This window comes from Janthinobacterium lividum (assembly GCF_034424625.1).
Classification (GTDB): Bacteria; Pseudomonadota; Gammaproteobacteria; order Burkholderiales; family Burkholderiaceae_D; genus Janthinobacterium; species Janthinobacterium lividum.
Genome location: NZ_CP139976.1, coordinates 2445212 through 2463320, shown reverse-complemented (window position 1 = coordinate 2463320; position 18109 = coordinate 2445212). Strand labels below are relative to the sequence as shown.

The following is an 18109-nucleotide window of genomic DNA, read 5'->3' as shown; positions in this document are numbered from 1 at the left end:
CGGGCGTTTGTCCGATAGCCGCGCCCGACTGGCCCTGCTGTAATGGCGCCATGCACACTGTTTACATCGGCACGGCCGGCTGGAGCCTATCCAGCGCCGCCGCCAGCCACTTCCCCCTCGATGGCAGCCATCTGCAGCGCTATGCCCAGGTCTTGCCCTGCGTGGAAATCAACAGCTCGTTCTACCGCCCGCACCAGAGCGCCACTTACGCGCGCTGGGCCGACAGCGTGCCCGCCCATTTCCGCTTCAGCGTGAAATTACCACGCAGCATCACGCACGAGCGGCGCTTGTGCGACTGTGCAGCCGAACTGGAACGCTTTGCGGGAGAAGTCATGCAACTGGGGAATAAACTGGGCTGCGTGCTGGTGCAGCTGCCGCCCAGCCTGCGTTTCGAGGCGGACGTGGCCGCCGCATTTTTCCTTGCCCTGCGCCAGCGCTTCGACGGCATGCTCGCGTGCGAAGCGCGCCATCCCAGCTGGTTCGAGGCAGGCGCAACCGAGCTGTTAACGATGCAGCGCATCACGCGCGTGCGCGCCGATCCGCCTGCGGGACAGCCGGGGCCGCACGTACCGACGACCAGCGTGGCCTACCTGCGCCTGCACGGCAGCCCGAAAATATATTATTCCGACTACCGGGCCGACTACCTCACGGCGCTGGCCGCTGAATTGCACACACCAGCGCATGCGGACAGCTGGTGCATCTTCGACAACACGGCGGCCGGGGCCGCCCTGTTCAATGCGCTGGATTTGCAGGCGCGGCTGAGGGGGGGCGCCAGCCGTGCAATTGCTTCCCTAGGGTAAGGGTGCCTGGATCACGGCCTGCGCGGTAAAGCCATACAGCACGCCATTGCCAATGGCGAAAGTGCTCAGTACAGGAGAACCCCAGCCTAGTTGCGTCGTAGAAATTACCCCTGCACTGTCGATTCTGCGTATGCCGTCTTGACCACCCGTGTACAGATTGTCGTTGGCATCTATTGCCAATGGAAAATAGTCACTAGCCATCAGACTTCCGGTTCCCGGCGGACCATCTTTTCCATCGCTCCGCAAGGAAGTGCCGGCAAAATGGCTGACATCCCCATTCTGGGCCACCTTGAAGATCACATGATGCTGGACATCTTCAAAGTAGAGCGCTCCGCGGCGGTCGATGGTCAGGCTGGCGGCTGAAATATAGTCGCGCGTGCCTGTCTTTCCATTTAGTGCCTTCATGGCATTATCGTATGACATAAACAGGGCAAACTCGCCGCCCGGAGGGCGCCGGTAGATACCATTGCCTACATTGTGCACCCAATAAATATTGTTTTGCTGGTCTATCGCCAGCGCGAAGCGCGTGCCATGCGAAGTTGGTAAATAATCAATACTGGATACCTCGCCCTGCTTGTTAATCTTGCGTAACACGAGCCGAGGCTGCCCATGGAACTGGTCAGCAAAATACAGGTTGCCTTCCTTGTCGAACGCCATGGCCACCGGCCCCTCCAAGGTCGCGGTGCCACGCCCGCCATCGACCCCGCCGTCTTTTCCCGCAATACCCGCAAAGATACTGACCTGGCCATCGGGCGTCACGCGACGGATGACCTTGTTGACATCATCGGCCAGGTAGACATTCCCCGCTCCATCGGCCACGACGGCTCTCGCGTAGCCCAACGTCAGGCGCGCCGCAGCGCCAACGCCATCGACGAGGCCGATATGTCCCGGCAAGGCTGTCAGAGTCGACAGCTTTCCATCCTGATCCAACCTGCGCAGCATATGCCGGCCCAGGTCATACACGACCATGGCACCGGAAGGCTCCAGCACCATTTCAGTGAGCTGCTTGAAGCCTGGTGCCTGACCGTTCGCATCAGGCATGCCAGCACCGAGCACGGTGCTCACCCTGCCATCTACCTGCACTTTCCGAATGCTGCCGCCATCGGCCAGCAGTAACTCGCCATCGCGGTTGAACTGCATGCCGCGAATGCGGGAAAAGCTGGCAGCGCCACCGATACCGTCGGCAGAAGAATTCTGCGAGCGGTTCCCCGCCACCTTGACCGCTATGCCATTCTGGATGCGGAATAAATAACCTCCAGTCACATCGCTAAAATACACGTTTCCAGCAGGATCAATCGCCAATCGGCCCACGCTTTGATAGTTGCTATTGACTTCAGGCATGGGAGCAAATGCCCACGCCAAAGTGCTGACCACGCCGTTCTCCGTGACGCGGCGTATGGTATTTTTGTGTGCATCGACCAGCAGTACATCACCGTTCACATCGATGGCCATGCTGCCAGGCAAGCCAAAACGGGCTTGCTCCTTCTGTCCATCTACATACGCAGAGGCCGGCTCAAGATCATCAACCTCACAACTGCTGCGCCGCTGGCCGGCAACCGTACTAACCATGCCTGCTGGCGTGATCTTGCGCAAGACGGCGTGACAGTAGTCACTCACATAGAGATTCGCCTGGCGATCAATTGCCAATCGAGAACCTGCGATAAAGGAAAACGTGGCGCTCGACACCGGGCCATCATCTACGCCACGCTTGCCCATCACGCCTGCATACACGCTCAAGGTGCCATCGGCACCCAGTTTATGGATCACTTGATTGCCCGCATCGGCGATATAGTAGTTCCCAGTAGCATCGCTGACCATACCTGCCAGCAGCTGGATTTTCTCCTGCATCCCGGCCAGCACGACGGGCAGACAACGCACGGCGAGCGTACTGACGTCAGCATTGCCCATCGTCGCAGAGCCTTGCGCAATGCTGCAGCCTAGCCCCTCGGAGGCGCTGTCGACCTTACCTTCATAACTGGCGCCCGCCGCCACTTTGCCGGCAAAACTGAACGCACCGTTGGCCGTGACGGTTACTTTATCCGCGCCGTTTGCCAGCACGACGCTGGCGCCTGGCAGCAAGCCGCTGACCGTGCCTCCCAGCAGGTATCGTGGCGTTTCGACAGGTGCTACGGGCGTGGCCGTGCCGCCGCCGGAACCGCCGCCACAGGCGCTCAGTCCGGCCAGCAGGGCGATGCCACAGCTGGCGCGTCTGAACAGGTTTTGCAACTCGTCATATCGATTGATCATTGCTGCTTTCATGGTCAGTGGCGACGATATTCGCCAGAAGCTATCAAATAATTTTCTCAAACACGCAACATTATAGTTTCCACATGATTAGAAATCATCGAACTGTTGACATTTATATTTTCACTGCTATAGTTAACTACAACACCAACTCAATACATCACGGAGCTTCGATGCCTACAGCACTTTTTATGCGCCGCACCGCACCGCCCTTGTGGGAGCGCATCCCATGAGCGCGGAATGGAACGACAATAGCCCCATCTACCGCCAGCTCAAGGCCAGGGTGGTGGGCATGATGCTCGATGGCGTGCTGCAGTCCGGCGACGCCTTGCCCTCGGTGCGCCAGGTGGCGGCCGACTATCAATTGAATCCCATCACGGTTTCGCGCGCCTACCAGGAACTGGTCGACGATGCCCTGGTGGAAAAACGCAGAGGACTCGGTATGTATGTCTTGGAAGGCGCCCGCGACAAATTGCTGGCCAGTGAACGCGAGCGCTTCCTGCGCGAGGAATGGCCAGCCTTGCTGGAACACATCACCCGCCTGGGCCTGGACCTCGATCAACTGCTGCAAGCGAGCCGCGATGCCGGCGCACACGGAGAGAACGCATGAATGCATTGAACAAGGACAGCGTCATCAGCGCGCGCGGCCTGCGCAAGCAGTATGGCAAGCAGGTGGCCATCGATGGCATCAGCTTCGATATCGCGCCGGGGCGCATCGTCGGCTTGATCGGCCCTAACGGTTCCGGCAAGACCACCACCCTGAAAGCCATCCTGGGCCTGACGGGCTTCGATGGCGACTTGTCGGTGCTGGGGCGCGATCCCCGCGTGCAGCGCGATGCGCTGATGGAAGACGTGTGCTTCATCGCCGACGTGGCCATCCTGCCAAGCTGGCTGCGCGTCGCCGACGCCATCGATTTCGTTGCTGGCGTGCATCCACGTTTCGACCGCAGCAAGGCCGAACGCTACCTGGCCCACACCAAGCTGTCGCCGAAGATGAAGGTCAAGGCCATGTCGAAGGGCATGGTGGTGCAGCTGCACCTGGCGCTCGTGATGGCCATCGATGCCAAACTGCTGGTGCTCGACGAGCCGACCCTGGGCCTGGACATCCTGTACCGCAAGCAGTTTTACCAGAACTTGCTGGAAGACTATTTCGATGAAAACAAGACCATCGTCATCACCACGCACCAGATCGAGGAAGTGGAACACATCCTCAGCGACCTGATGTTCATTCGTGACGGCAAGATCGTACTGGCGTCCAGCATGGAAGAAGTGGGCGAGCGCTACATCGAGGTGATGGTGGGCCCGCAGCACGTCAATCCAGCGCGTGCTCTGCAGCCGATCAGCGAACGCAGCGTGTTCGGCAAGTCGGTGATGCTGTTCGACGGCGTCGCCCGCACCCAGCTGGCCGCACTCGGCGAAATACGCACGCCCAGCCTGGCTGACCTGTTTGTCGCGACCATGAAAGGATCGTACCAATGAGTATTTCCCCTGTAAACAAGATGCAATGGCTGATCCGGCGCGAGTTGTGGGAACACAAGGGCATGCTGCTGTGGACGCCTGCCCTGATCGGTGTCGTCATGACGGTGCTGGGCGCCCTGATGGCAGCCGCGACCGTCGCAAAGACCAAAATGCACACGGCGCTCATCGTCAATGGCGAGGAAATTTCCTGGAGCACCGTTTTCAATACGCGCACCTTCGGCCCGCGCCGCACGGAAATCATCGACGCCGTCGCCAATAACTATACGTATGCGGCCGCGCCGCTGTTCCTGGCACTGGGCTTCCTCGTGTTCTTCTATTGCCTGAGCGCCCTGCATGACGACCGCCGCGACCGCAGCGTGCTGTTCTGGAAATCGCTGCCCGTCTCGGATGCGCAGACGGTGCTGTCGAAAGCGGCCATCGCCCTGCTGGTCGCGCCGCTGATCGTGGCCGCTGCCGCCAGCCTGACGTCGCTGGCCCTGATCCTGATCCTCAGCGGCGTGCTGGCGGCCAACGGCATCCACGTGTTTGCCGAACTGCTCGGCTCTTCCGGCCTCTACCTGGGACCGCTGCGCGTGTTCGGCTTGCTGCCAGTGTATTGCCTGTGGGCCTTGCCGACGGTGGGCTGGCTGCTGATGGTATCGAGTTGGGCCAAGTCGAAAGTCTTCCTGTGGGCCGTCGGCGTGCCGCTGCTGCTGCTCATCCTGACAGTCTGGGCCGGCAAGCTGACGCAGACGGAAAGCGATGTCAGCTGGATACAGATGAATGTCATCGGACGCGCCCTGCTGGGCACTCTTCCCGGCAGCTGGTATCTGTTCGAACCCGAACTGCTGCCACGCATGCACGCCCTGGCAGAGGGAGGATCGCACATGACGCGCATCGATGTGTTCAGCAATTCCTGGTCCAGCCTGGCCTTGCCAGCCGTCTGGCTGGGCGCAGCGGCAGGCGCGGCCCTGATTTACGCCGCCATCCGCCTGCGAAGCTGGCGCGAGGAAGGCTGACAGCGCACCATCGCATCCCCGTAAAAAACGCCCCGCCCGCCGGGGCGTTTTCATTTCCTCCTGTTACGCCGCCGAAAACAATCACTATCGTACTGCTAGTAATCAGTAATAAATTCCCTCACCAAATAAAGACTATTCATTCGATAGTATTAATTAGATATAAAAATTACAAATAATTATTCCTATCGTATTTTATTACCAATCAAATTTGATAATCACCGGACAAAAAAGCAACAACTAGCAGATCGATAGCGAGACGATTTTTGAGATGAAAGGCGCAGAAATGCTGGCGCATGGCAGCAGATTCATCCGGAAAGCCCTGTTTCGTGACAATACGTGATTATTCACTTGCGCAAAGCTTGACAGAATAGAGTCATGGAAAATGATCAAAATGAAATTGAAAGTTTCAAAATTGAAATTACCATCAGAGTGAGGGCAGGCGCGGACATCCTGTAAATATGCCATCCTGCCAGTGTATATCGTAAAGCAAGCCAGTTACGGGCGAAGCAAAATACGAGAAATAAGCGCCATGCAAAACAAATGCAAAATTAGTATTTTTAATATCAAGGATCAAGCGCTCTTTTACGTCAGCGATTTTTTTCCAATTATGTTTTACTTGCCACTATCAACATCGGCAACATCAGAGTTCGACCACGGCCCAAGCCACGCCGGAGTAACCAAGGAAACGAAATACATTACTGATTTTTTAATATCTTAAAAAAATTGAACGAATATCCAACCTCTTCCGGAGACTTTAAAATGGCCACCATCCAAAATCCAGCACAAGTTCCCGTCAATGCCGAAGGCCTTGGCGCCAAGGTCGCGACGCCCGCAAAAAAAGTCGCCAACCCGAAAAACGGCGACCGCAAGCAGTATGACGAAGATGAACTGGTGCAAGGGGCCGATGCCAGCCAAAGCATGCCGCCTGAAAATGTCGTCGAAGTCACGGGAAGCGCCGATACGGGCAATGCCGGCGCCCTGGGCGCGGCCGCCGCTGTAGCGGCAGCCGCCGCGGCAGCCGGTGGCGGTGGCAGCGGCGCCGCAGCAGGCCAGGCCGGCAACGGCAGCGCCGATCTCGGCACGCCGCAAAGCGACAACAATGGCGGCGCGGCAGGCGCGGGTGCTGGCGCCGCCGGGATCCCCAGCGGCAGTGTCGTGGATGTCGCCGGGGCATCGGCTGGCGCGGGCGCGGGTGCCGGCGCGGCAGGCGGATTGGGCGGACTTGGCGTGCTGGGCGCGCTCGGCGGCCTTGGCCTGGTTGCCGCCGCGGCAGGCGGTGGCGGCGGAGGCGGCGCCGCAGCTGGCGGCTCCGGTACGGGTGGCACGGGGACAGGAGGTACCGGCACTGGCGGTACGGGTACGGGCGGTACGGGCACCGGTGGCACGGGCACGGGTGGCACGGGAACTGGCGGCACGGGCGGCACCGGAGGAACGGGCGGCTCGACCGGCGGCCAGGGCGGCACGGGAAATCAATCCACCACCACCGTCGTGACCGACGCGGCCGTGCTGGCCGCCGCCGCCGCGGCGGCTGCCGCCAGCAACGCCCTGGCCGATGACGCCAGCGCCGCCGCGGCAGCAGCCACGGCAGCAGCTTCGCTGGCAGCGGCGAATGCCGCCATCCTGGCCGATCAACTGGCGGCACAGGCTGCCGCCGCAGCGGCAGCAGCCTTGCTCGCTGCCAATACCGCCACCAGCGACGATACGCTGGCAGCCAGCACGGCAGCCGTCGTCCCCGGCGCGCAAGCGGCCGCTACCGCCGCCACGAATGACGACAGCGCGGCAGCCACCGCTGCCGCTGCCGCTGCCACCTCCCAGGCCGCCGCCACGTCGGCGCAAAATGCTGATGCGGCTGCCGCCACGGCCGCCGCCAACGCCGCCGCCGCACACGCCGCGGCCGATGCGGCGCAAACCCAGGCGGACCAGACCAACGCCCCGGCATTGCAAGCCATCGCCGATGCGGCCGACGTGGTCGCCGCCGCAGCCAACACCCAGGCAGCGCTGACCGACGCGGCAGCGCTTGGCGTCATCTCCGCCAATGATGCCGCCGCTGCCGCCGCCGCCACGGCGCTTGCCAATGCCACGGACGCCGCCGCGCTGGACCTGGCGGCCACCGCCGCCGCCAATGCCGCCGTCGCCGCAGGCATCCAGGCCAGCCTGACGGATGCCGCCGCCCTTGCATTGATCTCCGATGCGGATGCCGCCACCGCCGCCGCTGCCGCCACCGCAGCCGCCGCCACCGATGCCGCCGCCCTGGCTGCCGCCTCGAACGCAGCCGCCGCCGCGGCAGCGAATGCGGCGGCAGCTGCCAATGCCAGCGATGCCGCGGCACTCGGTATCGCTGCCACCGCCGCCGCGAATGCGGCCACCGCGGCCAGTACGCAAGCGGGCCTGACCGATGCCGTCGCCTTGAGCATGGCAGCGGACGCCGCCGCCGGCGTTGCCGCCCAGGACGCTGCCATCGCCAACGCCACCGACGCCGTCGCCCTGCAGGCTGCCGCCAATGCCGCCGCCACGAACGCCGCCAATGCACAGACGCAAGCGAACATGACGGACGCGCCCACCCTGGGCCTGATCGCCGACGCCGCCACCGCGGCGTCGGACGCAGCACAGCTCCAGGCCGGCTTGACGGATGCGGCCGCACTGGCCCTGATTTCCGATGCCGACGCTGCCGCAGCCGCCGCAGCAGCCCTTGCCGCCAGTACCGATGCCGCCGCGCTTGACGCTGCCGCAGCCCTTGCCGCTACCGTGGCGGCGAATGCCGTCGTCACGGCCAGCCTGAGCGACGCGGCCGCCCTGCAAATCACGGCCGATGCGGCAGCCAGCACGGCCGCCGGCGCCGCCACGCAAGCGGCATTGACGGACGCGGCCGCCCTGCAAGTGATTTCCGACGCCGATGCCGCCGCCGCGCTGGCCGCGCAAACGACGGCCAACCAGACGGATGCGGCCGCCCTGGCCGCTGCCGACGCGGCCGCCGCCAGCGATGCCGCCAATGCGCAAACAGTGGCCGACCAGACCGATGTCGTCGCCTTGCAGCAAGCAGCCGACCAGGCGGACGCCGATGCGGCTGCCGCCAATTCGCAAGCCAGCCTGCTGGACGTCAACGTCGCCCTGAATGCGTTCAATCTGGCCAACCTCGCCGCCCTGGCCGCCAATGTCACGGCTGGCCAAACCAGCGTGCTCGATCTGACGGCCACGGTCAATACCTTGCAGATCGGTGCCGATAATGCCGATATCTCTGCCGCCCTGTTCGATGCCACCATCCTTGCCGGCATCTCCACCGCCGATGCGCTGGCGGCAGCCGGCCTGCAAACCATCGCCGACCTGACCAATGCCGATGCGCTCATCGCCACGGCGGCCGCTGCCGTCTCGGCGGCGGAAACGGCCGCCCTGCTGGGCGGGATCGATATCTCGGCCGTCAGCGCAGCTGCCGCGGCACAGGCCGCCGCCGCGGCTGCCGCCACCACGGCCTTGCTGACCGATGCCGGCACGCTGGGCATTGCCTCCACTGCCGACGCTGCCGCTGAACTTGCCGCCCAGACTGCCGTCACCACCTTGACGGCCGCCAATACGCTGGCGCAAAACGCGCTGACCACGGCACAATTTGTTGCCAATCAGACCGACGCCGTGGCCCTGGGCCTGGCCTCTTCCGCAGCCGATGCGGCCGCAGCCCTGGCCGTCACGACTGCCGGCCAGACCGACGCCATCGCGCTGAGCCTCATCTCGAACGCCGATGCGCTGGTCGCTACCTCCGCCGCCAACCTTGCCGCGCTGACGGATGCCACGGCGCTGGGCGTGATCTCGACCGCCGACGCCACCCTGGCCGCCACCCTGCAGGCGACGGCCAATCTGACGGATGCCGCCGGCCTGGGCCTGCTCGCCACGGCCGCTGCCGCCGCCGCCAATACGGCGACGAATGTTGCCAACCTGACCGATGCGGTGGCCCTGGGTACGCTCTCGACAGCGGCCACCACCGCCGCCAATACGGCAGCCGCCACCGCCGCGCTGACCGACGCCACGGCCTTGGGCCTGGTCGCCACGGCCGACGCGGCGGCCGCTTCCGCCCTGCAAACGACGGCCAACCTCACCGACGCCGTGGCATTGGGCCTCGTGTCGACGGTCGCCAACACGGCCGCCAGCACCGCTGCCGCCGTTGCCAATCTGACCGATGCCGTGGCACTGGGCACCGTCTCGACGGCCGCCACGGCCGCAGCCAATACGGCGGCTGCCACGGCCGCCCTGACCGACGCCGTCGCACTGGGCTTGACGGCCACCGTCGATGCGGCGGCCGCCACCGCCGCACAAACAACGGCCAACCTGACGGATGCCGTCGCCCTGGGCCTGGTAGCGACCGTCAATGCCACCGCCTCCACGGCAGCTGCCGCCGTCGCTGGCCTCACCGATGCCGTCCTGCTGGGTACTGCCCATACGCTCGACGTCACGGCCGCCACCGTGGCGGCCACCAAGGCCGCCTTGACGGATGCCGCCGCCCTGACCACCGTCGCCAACAACGATGCCGCGAATGCCGCCGCCCTGGCTGCCTATTCGGCTGCCCATCCGTTCGACCTGGTGGCAGCGCTGGCGGCCACCGTCGCCGCCACCACGGCCGGCTTGTCGAACACCGCCGCGCTGGCGGCGCAAGCCGATGATGCGGCCGCCGCCTCGACCGCAGCAACGGCCGCAGCGTCCCTGACAGCCCTGAACAATGCGCTCGCGGCCGACAGTGCCGCCACCGCCGCCGCCACCCTCGCCCTGACGTCCCAGGCGGCGGCCACCGCAGCGGCGCTGGACGACACGCTGGCGGCCACCGCCGCCGGCGTGGCCGCCACCTCGCTGGCAGCGGCACAGGCGGCGCAGGCAGCCGATGCAGCCGCCGCCGCGACGGCAGCGACGGCGGCCAACGCCCTGGCCGCCTTGAATGCGGCCCTGCAGGCGGATGCAAATGCGGCCGCCACGGCCGCCGCCGCCATCACGGCGAGTGCGGCCACCGCCGCCGCCGTCGCCGACGATCTGGCCGCTGCGACGGCCGCCACTGTCGCCAACGTCTCGCAAGCGGCCGCGCAAGCGGCGCAGCTGGCCGACAATGCCGCCGCCAGCGCCGCCACCATCGCCGCCAACGCGCTGGCGTCGCTGAATGCGGCCCTGGCCGACGATGCCGCGGCCGCTGCAGCTGTGCTGAACTCCACCAATGCAACGGCCGCCGCCGTGGCCGCTGCCGCCGCCGATACGGCTGCCGCTGCGGCCGCCGCCGTGGCAGCCATCTCGGCCGCCGCCACGCAACATGCGCAAGCGGACGATATCGCCGCTGCCGCCGCCGCCCTCACGGCGTCCGTCTCGCTGGCAGCCACGCTGGCCGCGCAGGCCGCCGATGCGGCTGTCGGCACGACCGCGGCAGCGGCTGCGAGCGCACTGGCCGCGCTGAACCAGGCCCTGAACGACGACAGCCTCGCCGCGGCAGCAGCCACGGCGGCGGCCAACGCGCAAGCGGCCCTGAATACCGCCACGACCACACTCAACGCGGCGATATTGACGGCCAGCGCCTCGCTCGCCGCCACGAATGCCGCCCTGGCCGACGACGCCACGGCGGCAAGCACGGCGGCAGCAGCGGCAGCGGCCCAGCTCATTGCCGATGCCGCGCTGCTGGCCGATGCAGGGCTGGCCGCGCTCGCAACGGCAGCCAACAATGCACTGGCAGCAGCCAGCGCCGCGCTGGCCGCCGACGATGCCGCCGCCAATGCCGCGCACACGGCCGCCCTTTCGGCGGCCGCCACCCTGGCGGCGCAGCTGGCCGATACGGCAGCCCTGAATGCCCATGCCGCGCTCAATGCGGCCATCGCCAACCTGAACGCGGCGGTAACGGCCGATACCAACGCCCTGGATGCCGACAATGACAGGACGCTGAAACTGAACCTCCTCCTCACCGCCCAGAGTGCGGCCGATGACGCGGCCCAGGCCAATGCCAATGCGGCTGCCGCCCATGCGGCGCTGGCGGCGGCGCAGGCCGACGATGCGGCGGCTGCCACCGCTGCCGCCAATGCGACTGCCGCGCATGCGGCGGCCGTCGCGGCGCAAAACGCCGATGCCGCTGCGGCAGCGGCAGCGGCGCAAGCGGCCATTTCCCTGGCCGCCACCCTCAATGCCCAGGCGGATGACGCCACCGCGGCAGCGGCCGCCACTGCCGCCGCCAATGCGCAACTGGCCCTGGACGCAGCCCTGGCAGCGGACGCCAACGTCGCCGCCACCGCCGCCGCGGCCGCGGCAGCCCAGCTGGCGGCGCAAAACGCGCATGATGCCGATGTTGCGGCAGCGGCTGCGGCCGTTGCCGCTGCCATCACCCTGGCAGCCACGCAAGCGGCGCAGGCAGACGACGCGGCAGCCGCGCTGGCAGCGGCCAATGCCGCCAACGCCCAGGCAGCGCACGACGCCGCCGTCGCCGACGACCAGGCAGCTGCGGATGCCGCCGCCACCGCAGCGCTGGCGCAAACGGCTGCCACGGCAGCGGCAGCCGCGGATGCTGCCGCCAGCGCCAGCGCCGCCGCAGCGGCAGCATCACTGCTCGCCGCCCAGGCGGCACAGGCCGACGACACGGCAGCCAATCAGGCAGCGGCCAATGCCGCCGCTGCCACCGCCGCGCACACGGCCGCCATCGCCGCCGATGCGCTGGCCGCCAGCACGGCAGCAACGGCGGCCAGTGCACTGGCCGCAGCCACGGCAGCGCAGAACGCCGACGACGCGGCCGCCGCAGCCGCCGCCCAAGCCGCCATCTCGCTGGCGCTCACCCAGGCGGCACAGGCCGACGATGCGGCGGCAGCAGCGGCCACGGTCAACGCCAACAACGCGGCGGCAGCGGCACTTGCCGCCCATGCGGCCGATGCGGCAGCGCCACTGGCGCAGGCGCAGGCCGCCGCTTCCCTGCTTGCCCTGCAAGCGGCGCAAGCCGACGATGCTGCCGCCGCCAGCGCGGCAGCAGCAGCGGCGCAAGCGCACGCCAATGCGAGTGCCGCGTATGCGGACGATGCGGCAGCGGCCCAGGCCAATGCCGACGCGCAGGCTGCCGACGTGGCCCTGGCACAGGCGAACGCCATCGCCGCGCAGACCGACGCCAGTGCCCTGGCCGTCGTGGCGAATGCGGACGCCGCCAACGCCGCCGCCGCGCAAGCGCTGGCCGACCAGACCGATGCCGTGGCCCTCACCCAGGCTGCCGATGCGGCAGCGGCAGCGGCGCTGGCAGCGGCGCAGACAGCCGCCCTGACGGACGCCAATGCCCTGCACCTGGCAGCCGATGCGGCAGCAGCCGCCGCCCTGCAGGCGCAGGCGCAGGCGGACCTGACGGACGCCAGCTCGCTGACGGTGGCGGCGAATGCCGATGCCGCCGCAGCGGCGGCAGCCCAGGCCCAGGCCGACCTGACGGACGCGAGCCAGCTGTTCGTGCTGAGCCAGAATGCCCTGCACAACCCGCTGACGGTGGCCGACTTCAGCACCGGCCTGCCGGCTGCCGGCGGCGACGTGATCGACATGTCGGCCATCGCCGACCTGACGGCGTCGGTGGCCGTGGGCGTCAACGTGGGCACGGACTTCAGCAACAATAACCTGTTCATCTTCGACGGCACGTCCGTGTCGATCGGCGCGGCGGCCAGCGCCATCGCAGCCGACGACAGCGTCTTGTCGGGCCAGGGCTACATCGTCATCGCCGATGCGCAAAACAGCGGCGCCGTGACGGTGTATCACTCGAGTGATCTGAGCAACGCCAACGCCATCGACACGGCGCTTGTGCTGCTGAGCGGGGTGAACATCACGCAACTGACGGCGGCCAACTTCGTCGTCTGAAGCAGGGCACCCACGCCAGGCGCCGCGCCTGGCACGGCGGCGGGAGCGCAAGACAGCGCGCTCCCGCCACACCTTGAAATGCGTCAGGCCTCGGGCCGGAAAAATACGGGATGAGATTACGCGGTTTCCCAGCACTATCCTCACTGCCACGCATCGCGGCCTTGCTGGCGGCCGTGGCCATGGCATCGGTATCGTCTTTCGCCGGCGCCCAGGGCGCCACCGCCTGGAGCTTCGACCAGGTCTTGCAGCAGGCGCTGCAAAGCCATCCCGCCGTGCAGGGCAAGCGTTCGGCGCAGGCGGCCGCGCGCGCCGAACTCGATGGCGCGCAGTGGCAGCGCTTTCCCAGCCTGTCGGCAGAAGTGCCCACCGGTTCGCAGGAAACGGGCGGCGTGGTACGCATCGAGCAGCCGCTGTGGAGCGGCGGACGCATCGACGCCGGCATCGATGCCGCCGGCAGCCGGGTCGATGCGGCCGGCGCCGCCATCGAGGAAGAACGCCTGACCCTCTCCTTGCGCGTGATCGCCGCCTACACGGAAGCGCTGCGCCAGACGGCGCGCGTGCGCTCCGCGGAGGCGGGCCTGGCCGAGCACCAGCGCCTGCTGGACATGATCAAGCGCCGCGTGGTGCAGTCGGTCAGCTCGCAGACGGACCAGCGCCTGGCCGAATCGCGCGCCTACCAGGCGGCCAACGAGGTGTCGAATGCGCGCCAGGCGCTGGAAAACGCGCTGGCGCAGCTGTCGCAACTGGCCGGCAAGCCCGTGCGCCTCGTCAGCGCCACGGGCATCGGCGTGGGCGAACCGCTGCCCGACGCCAGCCTGGAGCGGGTCATGCGCCAGGCCATAGCCTATTCCCCCACCCTGCACCGCCTCGATTTCGAGGCGCAGGCAGCCGATTCCGAGATCACCATGCAGCGCTCGGCCTACATGCCGAAAGTCGTGCTGCGCATGGAAAAGCCGACGGGCGGCATCAACGCCGACAACCGCACGCGCGCCATGCTGGTGCTGCAGGCGCAGCCGGGCGCCGGCTTGTCGGCCAAGGCTGGCGTGGATGCCGCCGTGGCCCGGCGCGAAGGCGCGCGTGCCGCGCACGACGTGGCAGAACGCGAGGTGCGCGAGCGTTTTACCCTGGACTGGAACGAGGCCGAAGCGAGCCGCCAGCGCCTGGGCAACGCGGGCGAGGCCAGCACCACCTCGACGCAGGTATTCGAATCGTATGCGCGCCAGTACGTAATCGGCCGCAAGAGCTGGAACGACGTGCTCAACGCCGTGCGCGAAGCGACCCAGGCGCAGTTTTCACTGGAAGACACGCGCGCCCAAGCCATCGCCGCCAGCCTGCGCCTGGCCGCGCAAACGGGCACCCTGGCCGGGCGCACGGCGCCGGCAGGCATGGCGCGCGCGAATTGACACCGACATGATGCACACAGGAGACAGCGTGGATACCTCCATCAAACATGGCTTGCTGACACTCATTGAGCGCGCCGCCCGCCTGACGGGCCAGCACGTGCCCGCCGCGCGCCTGGCCGACCTGCAGCGCCAGCTCGATGACGCCGACGACAGCGGCGCGCCCGCCATGGTGCTGACCACCCTCTGGCAGGCGGCCGGGCTGGAAGGCGCGGCGCGTCCGCTGCACGAGCCGACGCCGGGCGAGCTGCCATTCGCCGTCTACAGCGCCAGCACGGGCTGGGGCTTGCTGCAGTCGCGCGGAGCCGACGGCGCCTGGCGCGGCGAAGGCATCGATGGGCGCGCCTTGCAGCTGGCGACACTGGCCGGCCTGGCTTGCGTGGGCCTGCCGCGCCGCAGCGAAAAAAGCGGCGCCCGCCCCGGCGCCCTGGGCCTCGTGCGCAACGCCCTGTGGCTGAAGAAAAGCGTGTTTGTCGACGCCGTGCTGGCCACCGCGCTGGTGACCCTGCTGACCATGGCCACTTCGCTGTTTTCCATGCAGGTGTACGACCGCGTGATCCCGAACCAGAGCTTCAGCACCCTGTGGGTGCTGGTGGTGGGCGTGGCCCTGTCGATCGGCCTGGAATTCATCCTCAAGCAGGTGCGCAGCCGCATCGTCGACCACTCGTGCAATGACGTCGACCATGAATTGTCCGAGTGGTTTTTCCAGCGCATGCTGGGCATCCGCATGGAGGCGCGCCCCGCTTCCGTCGGCACCCTGGCGGCGCAGGTAAAAGGCTTTGAAATGGTGCGCGGCGTGCTGACGTCGACATCGCTGTTCGTGCTGACGGACGTGCCCTTCGCCGTGATTTTTCTCGCCATGATCACCATCATCGGCGGCTGGCTGGTGGTGGTGCCGCTGGTGGCCCTGCCGCTGGCCCTCGTGTGCGGTTTGATGTTCCAGCGCGCCATCGAAAGCCATACGCGCAAGAACCTCAACGCCAGCAACCGCAAGGCGGGCTTGCTGGTGGAAGCCGTCGATGGCGTCGAAACGCTCAAGGGCAGCAGCGCCGAATGGATGATGCAGGCGCGCTGGGCCGAACTGGTGGCCGAGAGCAGCCACGCGGAGCAGAATATCCGCGACTATGCGGCCCTGTCGCAAAACATCACGGCCGCCTTCCAGCAGCTGACCAACGTGGCGCTGATCTCCATGGGTGCGTGGTTCGTGGCCGAAAACCAGATGACCATGGGCGCCCTGATGGCATGCACCATCATCAGCAACCGCGCCCTGATGCCCATCGTGCAGCTGCCCGCCGTGATGGTGCAGTGGGCGCATGCGCGCGCCTCGATCGACGGCCTGGAGCAAGTCATCAGCCTGCCCAACGAAGCGGACAATGCGCAGTTCGCGCTGACGCCGCGCAGCCTCGATACGGGCTTGCGCTTCGAACGCATCCGCTTCACGTATGGCGGCGCGCAAAAGGTGGCGCTGGAAGTGGAAAGCCTGGCCATCCGACCCGGCGAGCGCGTCGGCCTGGTGGGCGCCATCGGTTCGGGCAAGAGCACCCTGCTGAAACTGGCCTCGGGCCTGTACCAGCCGGCCGAAGGCAAGGTGTACCTGGGCGACGTCGACATGGCCCTGCTGGCGCCGGCCGTGGTGCGCGAAATGGTCGGCTACCTGCCGCAGGAAACGCGGCTGTTCAGCGGCACCCTGCGCGACAACCTGCTACTGGGGCTGGCCGACCCGGGCGAGGAAGCGATCCTGGCGGCCGCCAAACGCACGGGCCTGATCGAGCTGATACTGGGCCAGCCACGGGGACTGGCGCTGGGCATCACCGAGGGCGGACGGGGCGTGTCGGGCGGCCAGCGCCAGTTGATCGCCGTCACGCGTTTGCTGCTGGCCAAGCCGCGCATCTGGCTGCTCGATGAACCGACGGGCGCCATGGATGCGAAGACGGAAGCGCGCATCGTCGGGCTGTTGGGCGAACTGGCGGCCGAAGGCGTGACCATGGTCGCCACCACGCACAAGAACGCCCTCTTGCCCCTGCTCGACCGCCTGGTGGTGCTGCAGGCGGGACGGGTGCTGCTCGACGGCCCGCGCGATGCCGTGCTGGCCAAGCTGTCGGGCAAGCCGCAAGCCGTACCCGCCCCTGCCCCGGCACCGCAAGCAGCGCCGGTGGCGCAAGGAGCGGTCGCATGAAACTGGCCAAGGTCGAAGCGCGGGAAGAAGCGAAACGGGGACGGGTGCTGATCTGGAGCTGCACGGCGGCGCTGGCGGGCGTCATCGCCTGGGCTTCGTGGGCGGAGCTGGACCAGGTCACGCGCGCCAACGGCCAGGTGATCGCCAGTTCGCGCAACCAGATCATCCAGGTGGCCGATGGCGGCGTGCTGGCCGAACTGCGCGTGCATGAAGGCAGCATCGTGAAAAAGGGCGAATTGTTGGCCCGCTTCGACCGCACGCGGGCCGAAACGAGCTACCTGGAAAGCACGGCCAAGGCGGCCGGATTGAAGGCGGCCGTGGCGCGCCTGCAGGCGGAAGTGTTTGGCGGTGCGCCGAAGTTCCCGCCCGAACTGCAGGCGTTCCCGGAATTTCGCGCCAACCAGCTGGCCCTGTTCAGCAAGCGCCAGGGCGCCGTGCAGGCGGAAGTGAGCTCGCTGGAAAGCGCCATGAAGCTGATCAAGGAAGAACTGGAAATGAATTTGCCGCTGCTGGAAACGGGCGATGTCAGCCGCGCCGAGGTATTGAAATTGCGGCGGCAGGTGGTCGACATCCAGGCGCAGATCACCAACCGGCGCAACAAATACCTGCAAGACAGCCAGACGGACCTGGTGAAAGCCCAGGAAGACCTGGCCGGCGTGCTGCAGACGGTGACGCAGCGCAAGGAGCAGCTGGGCTCGACGGATATCTACGCGCCCACCGACGGCATCGTGCGCAACGTGCGCCTCACGACCTTGGGCGGCGTGGCCAAGCCGGGCGAGGAAATCCTGCAGATCGTGCCCACGGACGATGACCTGATCATCGAGGCGAAAGTCAAGCCGGCCGACATCGCCTTCATCAAGCCCGGCCTGCCCACGGCCGTAAAACTGGACGCCTACGACTACGGCATCTACGGCCGCCTGCGCGGCACCGTCAGCTACATCAGCGCGGACACCTTAAGTGAAGACAACAAGGGCAACGAACAGCCGTACTACCGCGTGCAGATCAAGACCAGCGGGCGCAACCTGATGGGCAAGAATGGCGAGCCGATCCTGATCCAGCCCGGCATGACGGCCACCGTGGAAATCAACACGGGCCGCAAGACGGTCTTGCGCTACCTGACGAAACCGATCACCAAGACATTCTCGGAGTCGATGGGGGAACGCTGACGCAGCGGGCTGCGTCAGCCTA

9 protein-coding genes are annotated in these 18109 nt (G+C 66.5%); 8 read left to right on the top strand and 1 reads right to left on the bottom strand.

The features are described 5' to 3' along the window. The first annotated feature begins 50 nt into the window (after positions 1-50). Positions 51-800, top strand: coding sequence for a DUF72 domain-containing protein (locus tag U0004_RS11200; RefSeq protein WP_070259258.1), 750 nt, complete (start codon positions 51-53; stop codon positions 798-800). Here U0004_RS11200 and U0004_RS11195 read toward each other — a convergent pair. Beyond that, positions 792-3059, bottom strand: a complete 2268-nt coding sequence (locus tag U0004_RS11195; protein ID WP_139144258.1) for an NHL repeat-containing protein — start codon at positions 3057-3059, stop codon at positions 792-794. The two genes, U0004_RS11200 and U0004_RS11195, sit on opposite strands and share 9 nt — an antisense overlap. 214 nt (positions 3060-3273) lie before the next feature. On the opposite strand from U0004_RS11195, the gene U0004_RS11190 reads away from it, so the two are divergent. The 7 genes from U0004_RS11190 to U0004_RS11160 all read left to right on the top strand — a co-directional run bounded on the left by U0004_RS11190 (position 3274) and on the right by U0004_RS11160 (position 18087). Next, on the top strand, positions 3274-3654 hold the full coding sequence (locus U0004_RS11190) for a GntR family transcriptional regulator (RefSeq protein WP_034784016.1): 381 nt from the start codon (positions 3274-3276) through the stop codon (positions 3652-3654). Then, a complete protein-coding gene (locus tag U0004_RS11185) occupies positions 3651-4523 on the top strand; it encodes an ABC transporter ATP-binding protein (RefSeq protein ID WP_070259262.1) in 873 nt (290 codons plus the stop codon). The genes U0004_RS11190 and U0004_RS11185 overlap by 4 nt, the downstream gene beginning before the upstream one ends. Beyond that, positions 4520-5521: a hypothetical protein gene (locus U0004_RS11180; protein WP_070259264.1), complete on the top strand. Its 1002-nt coding sequence runs from the start codon at positions 4520-4522 to the stop codon at positions 5519-5521. Before U0004_RS11185 ends, U0004_RS11180 begins: the two co-directional genes overlap by 4 nt. A 759-nt stretch (positions 5522-6280) precedes the next feature. Then, positions 6281-13345: a hypothetical protein gene (locus U0004_RS11175; RefSeq protein WP_167468646.1), complete on the top strand. Its 7065-nt coding sequence runs from the start codon at positions 6281-6283 to the stop codon at positions 13343-13345. Positions 13346-13455: 110 nt separating this feature from the next. Beyond that, positions 13456-14748 carry a TolC family protein gene (locus U0004_RS11170; protein ID WP_081345904.1) on the top strand — a complete coding sequence of 431 codons (1293 nt, stop codon included), beginning with the start codon at positions 13456-13458 and terminating at the stop codon, positions 14746-14748. A 28-nt stretch (positions 14749-14776) separates the two neighbouring features. Beyond that, complete coding sequence (locus U0004_RS11165; RefSeq protein WP_217495276.1) at positions 14777-16921, top strand: ATP-binding cassette domain-containing protein; 2145 nt, start codon at positions 14777-14779, stop codon at positions 16919-16921. Beyond that, on the top strand, positions 16918-18087 hold the full coding sequence (locus U0004_RS11160; protein ID WP_070260260.1) for an HlyD family type I secretion periplasmic adaptor subunit: 1170 nt from the start codon (positions 16918-16920) through the stop codon (positions 18085-18087). Before U0004_RS11165 ends, U0004_RS11160 begins: the two co-directional genes overlap by 4 nt. The last annotated feature ends 22 nt before the right edge of the window (positions 18088-18109 follow it).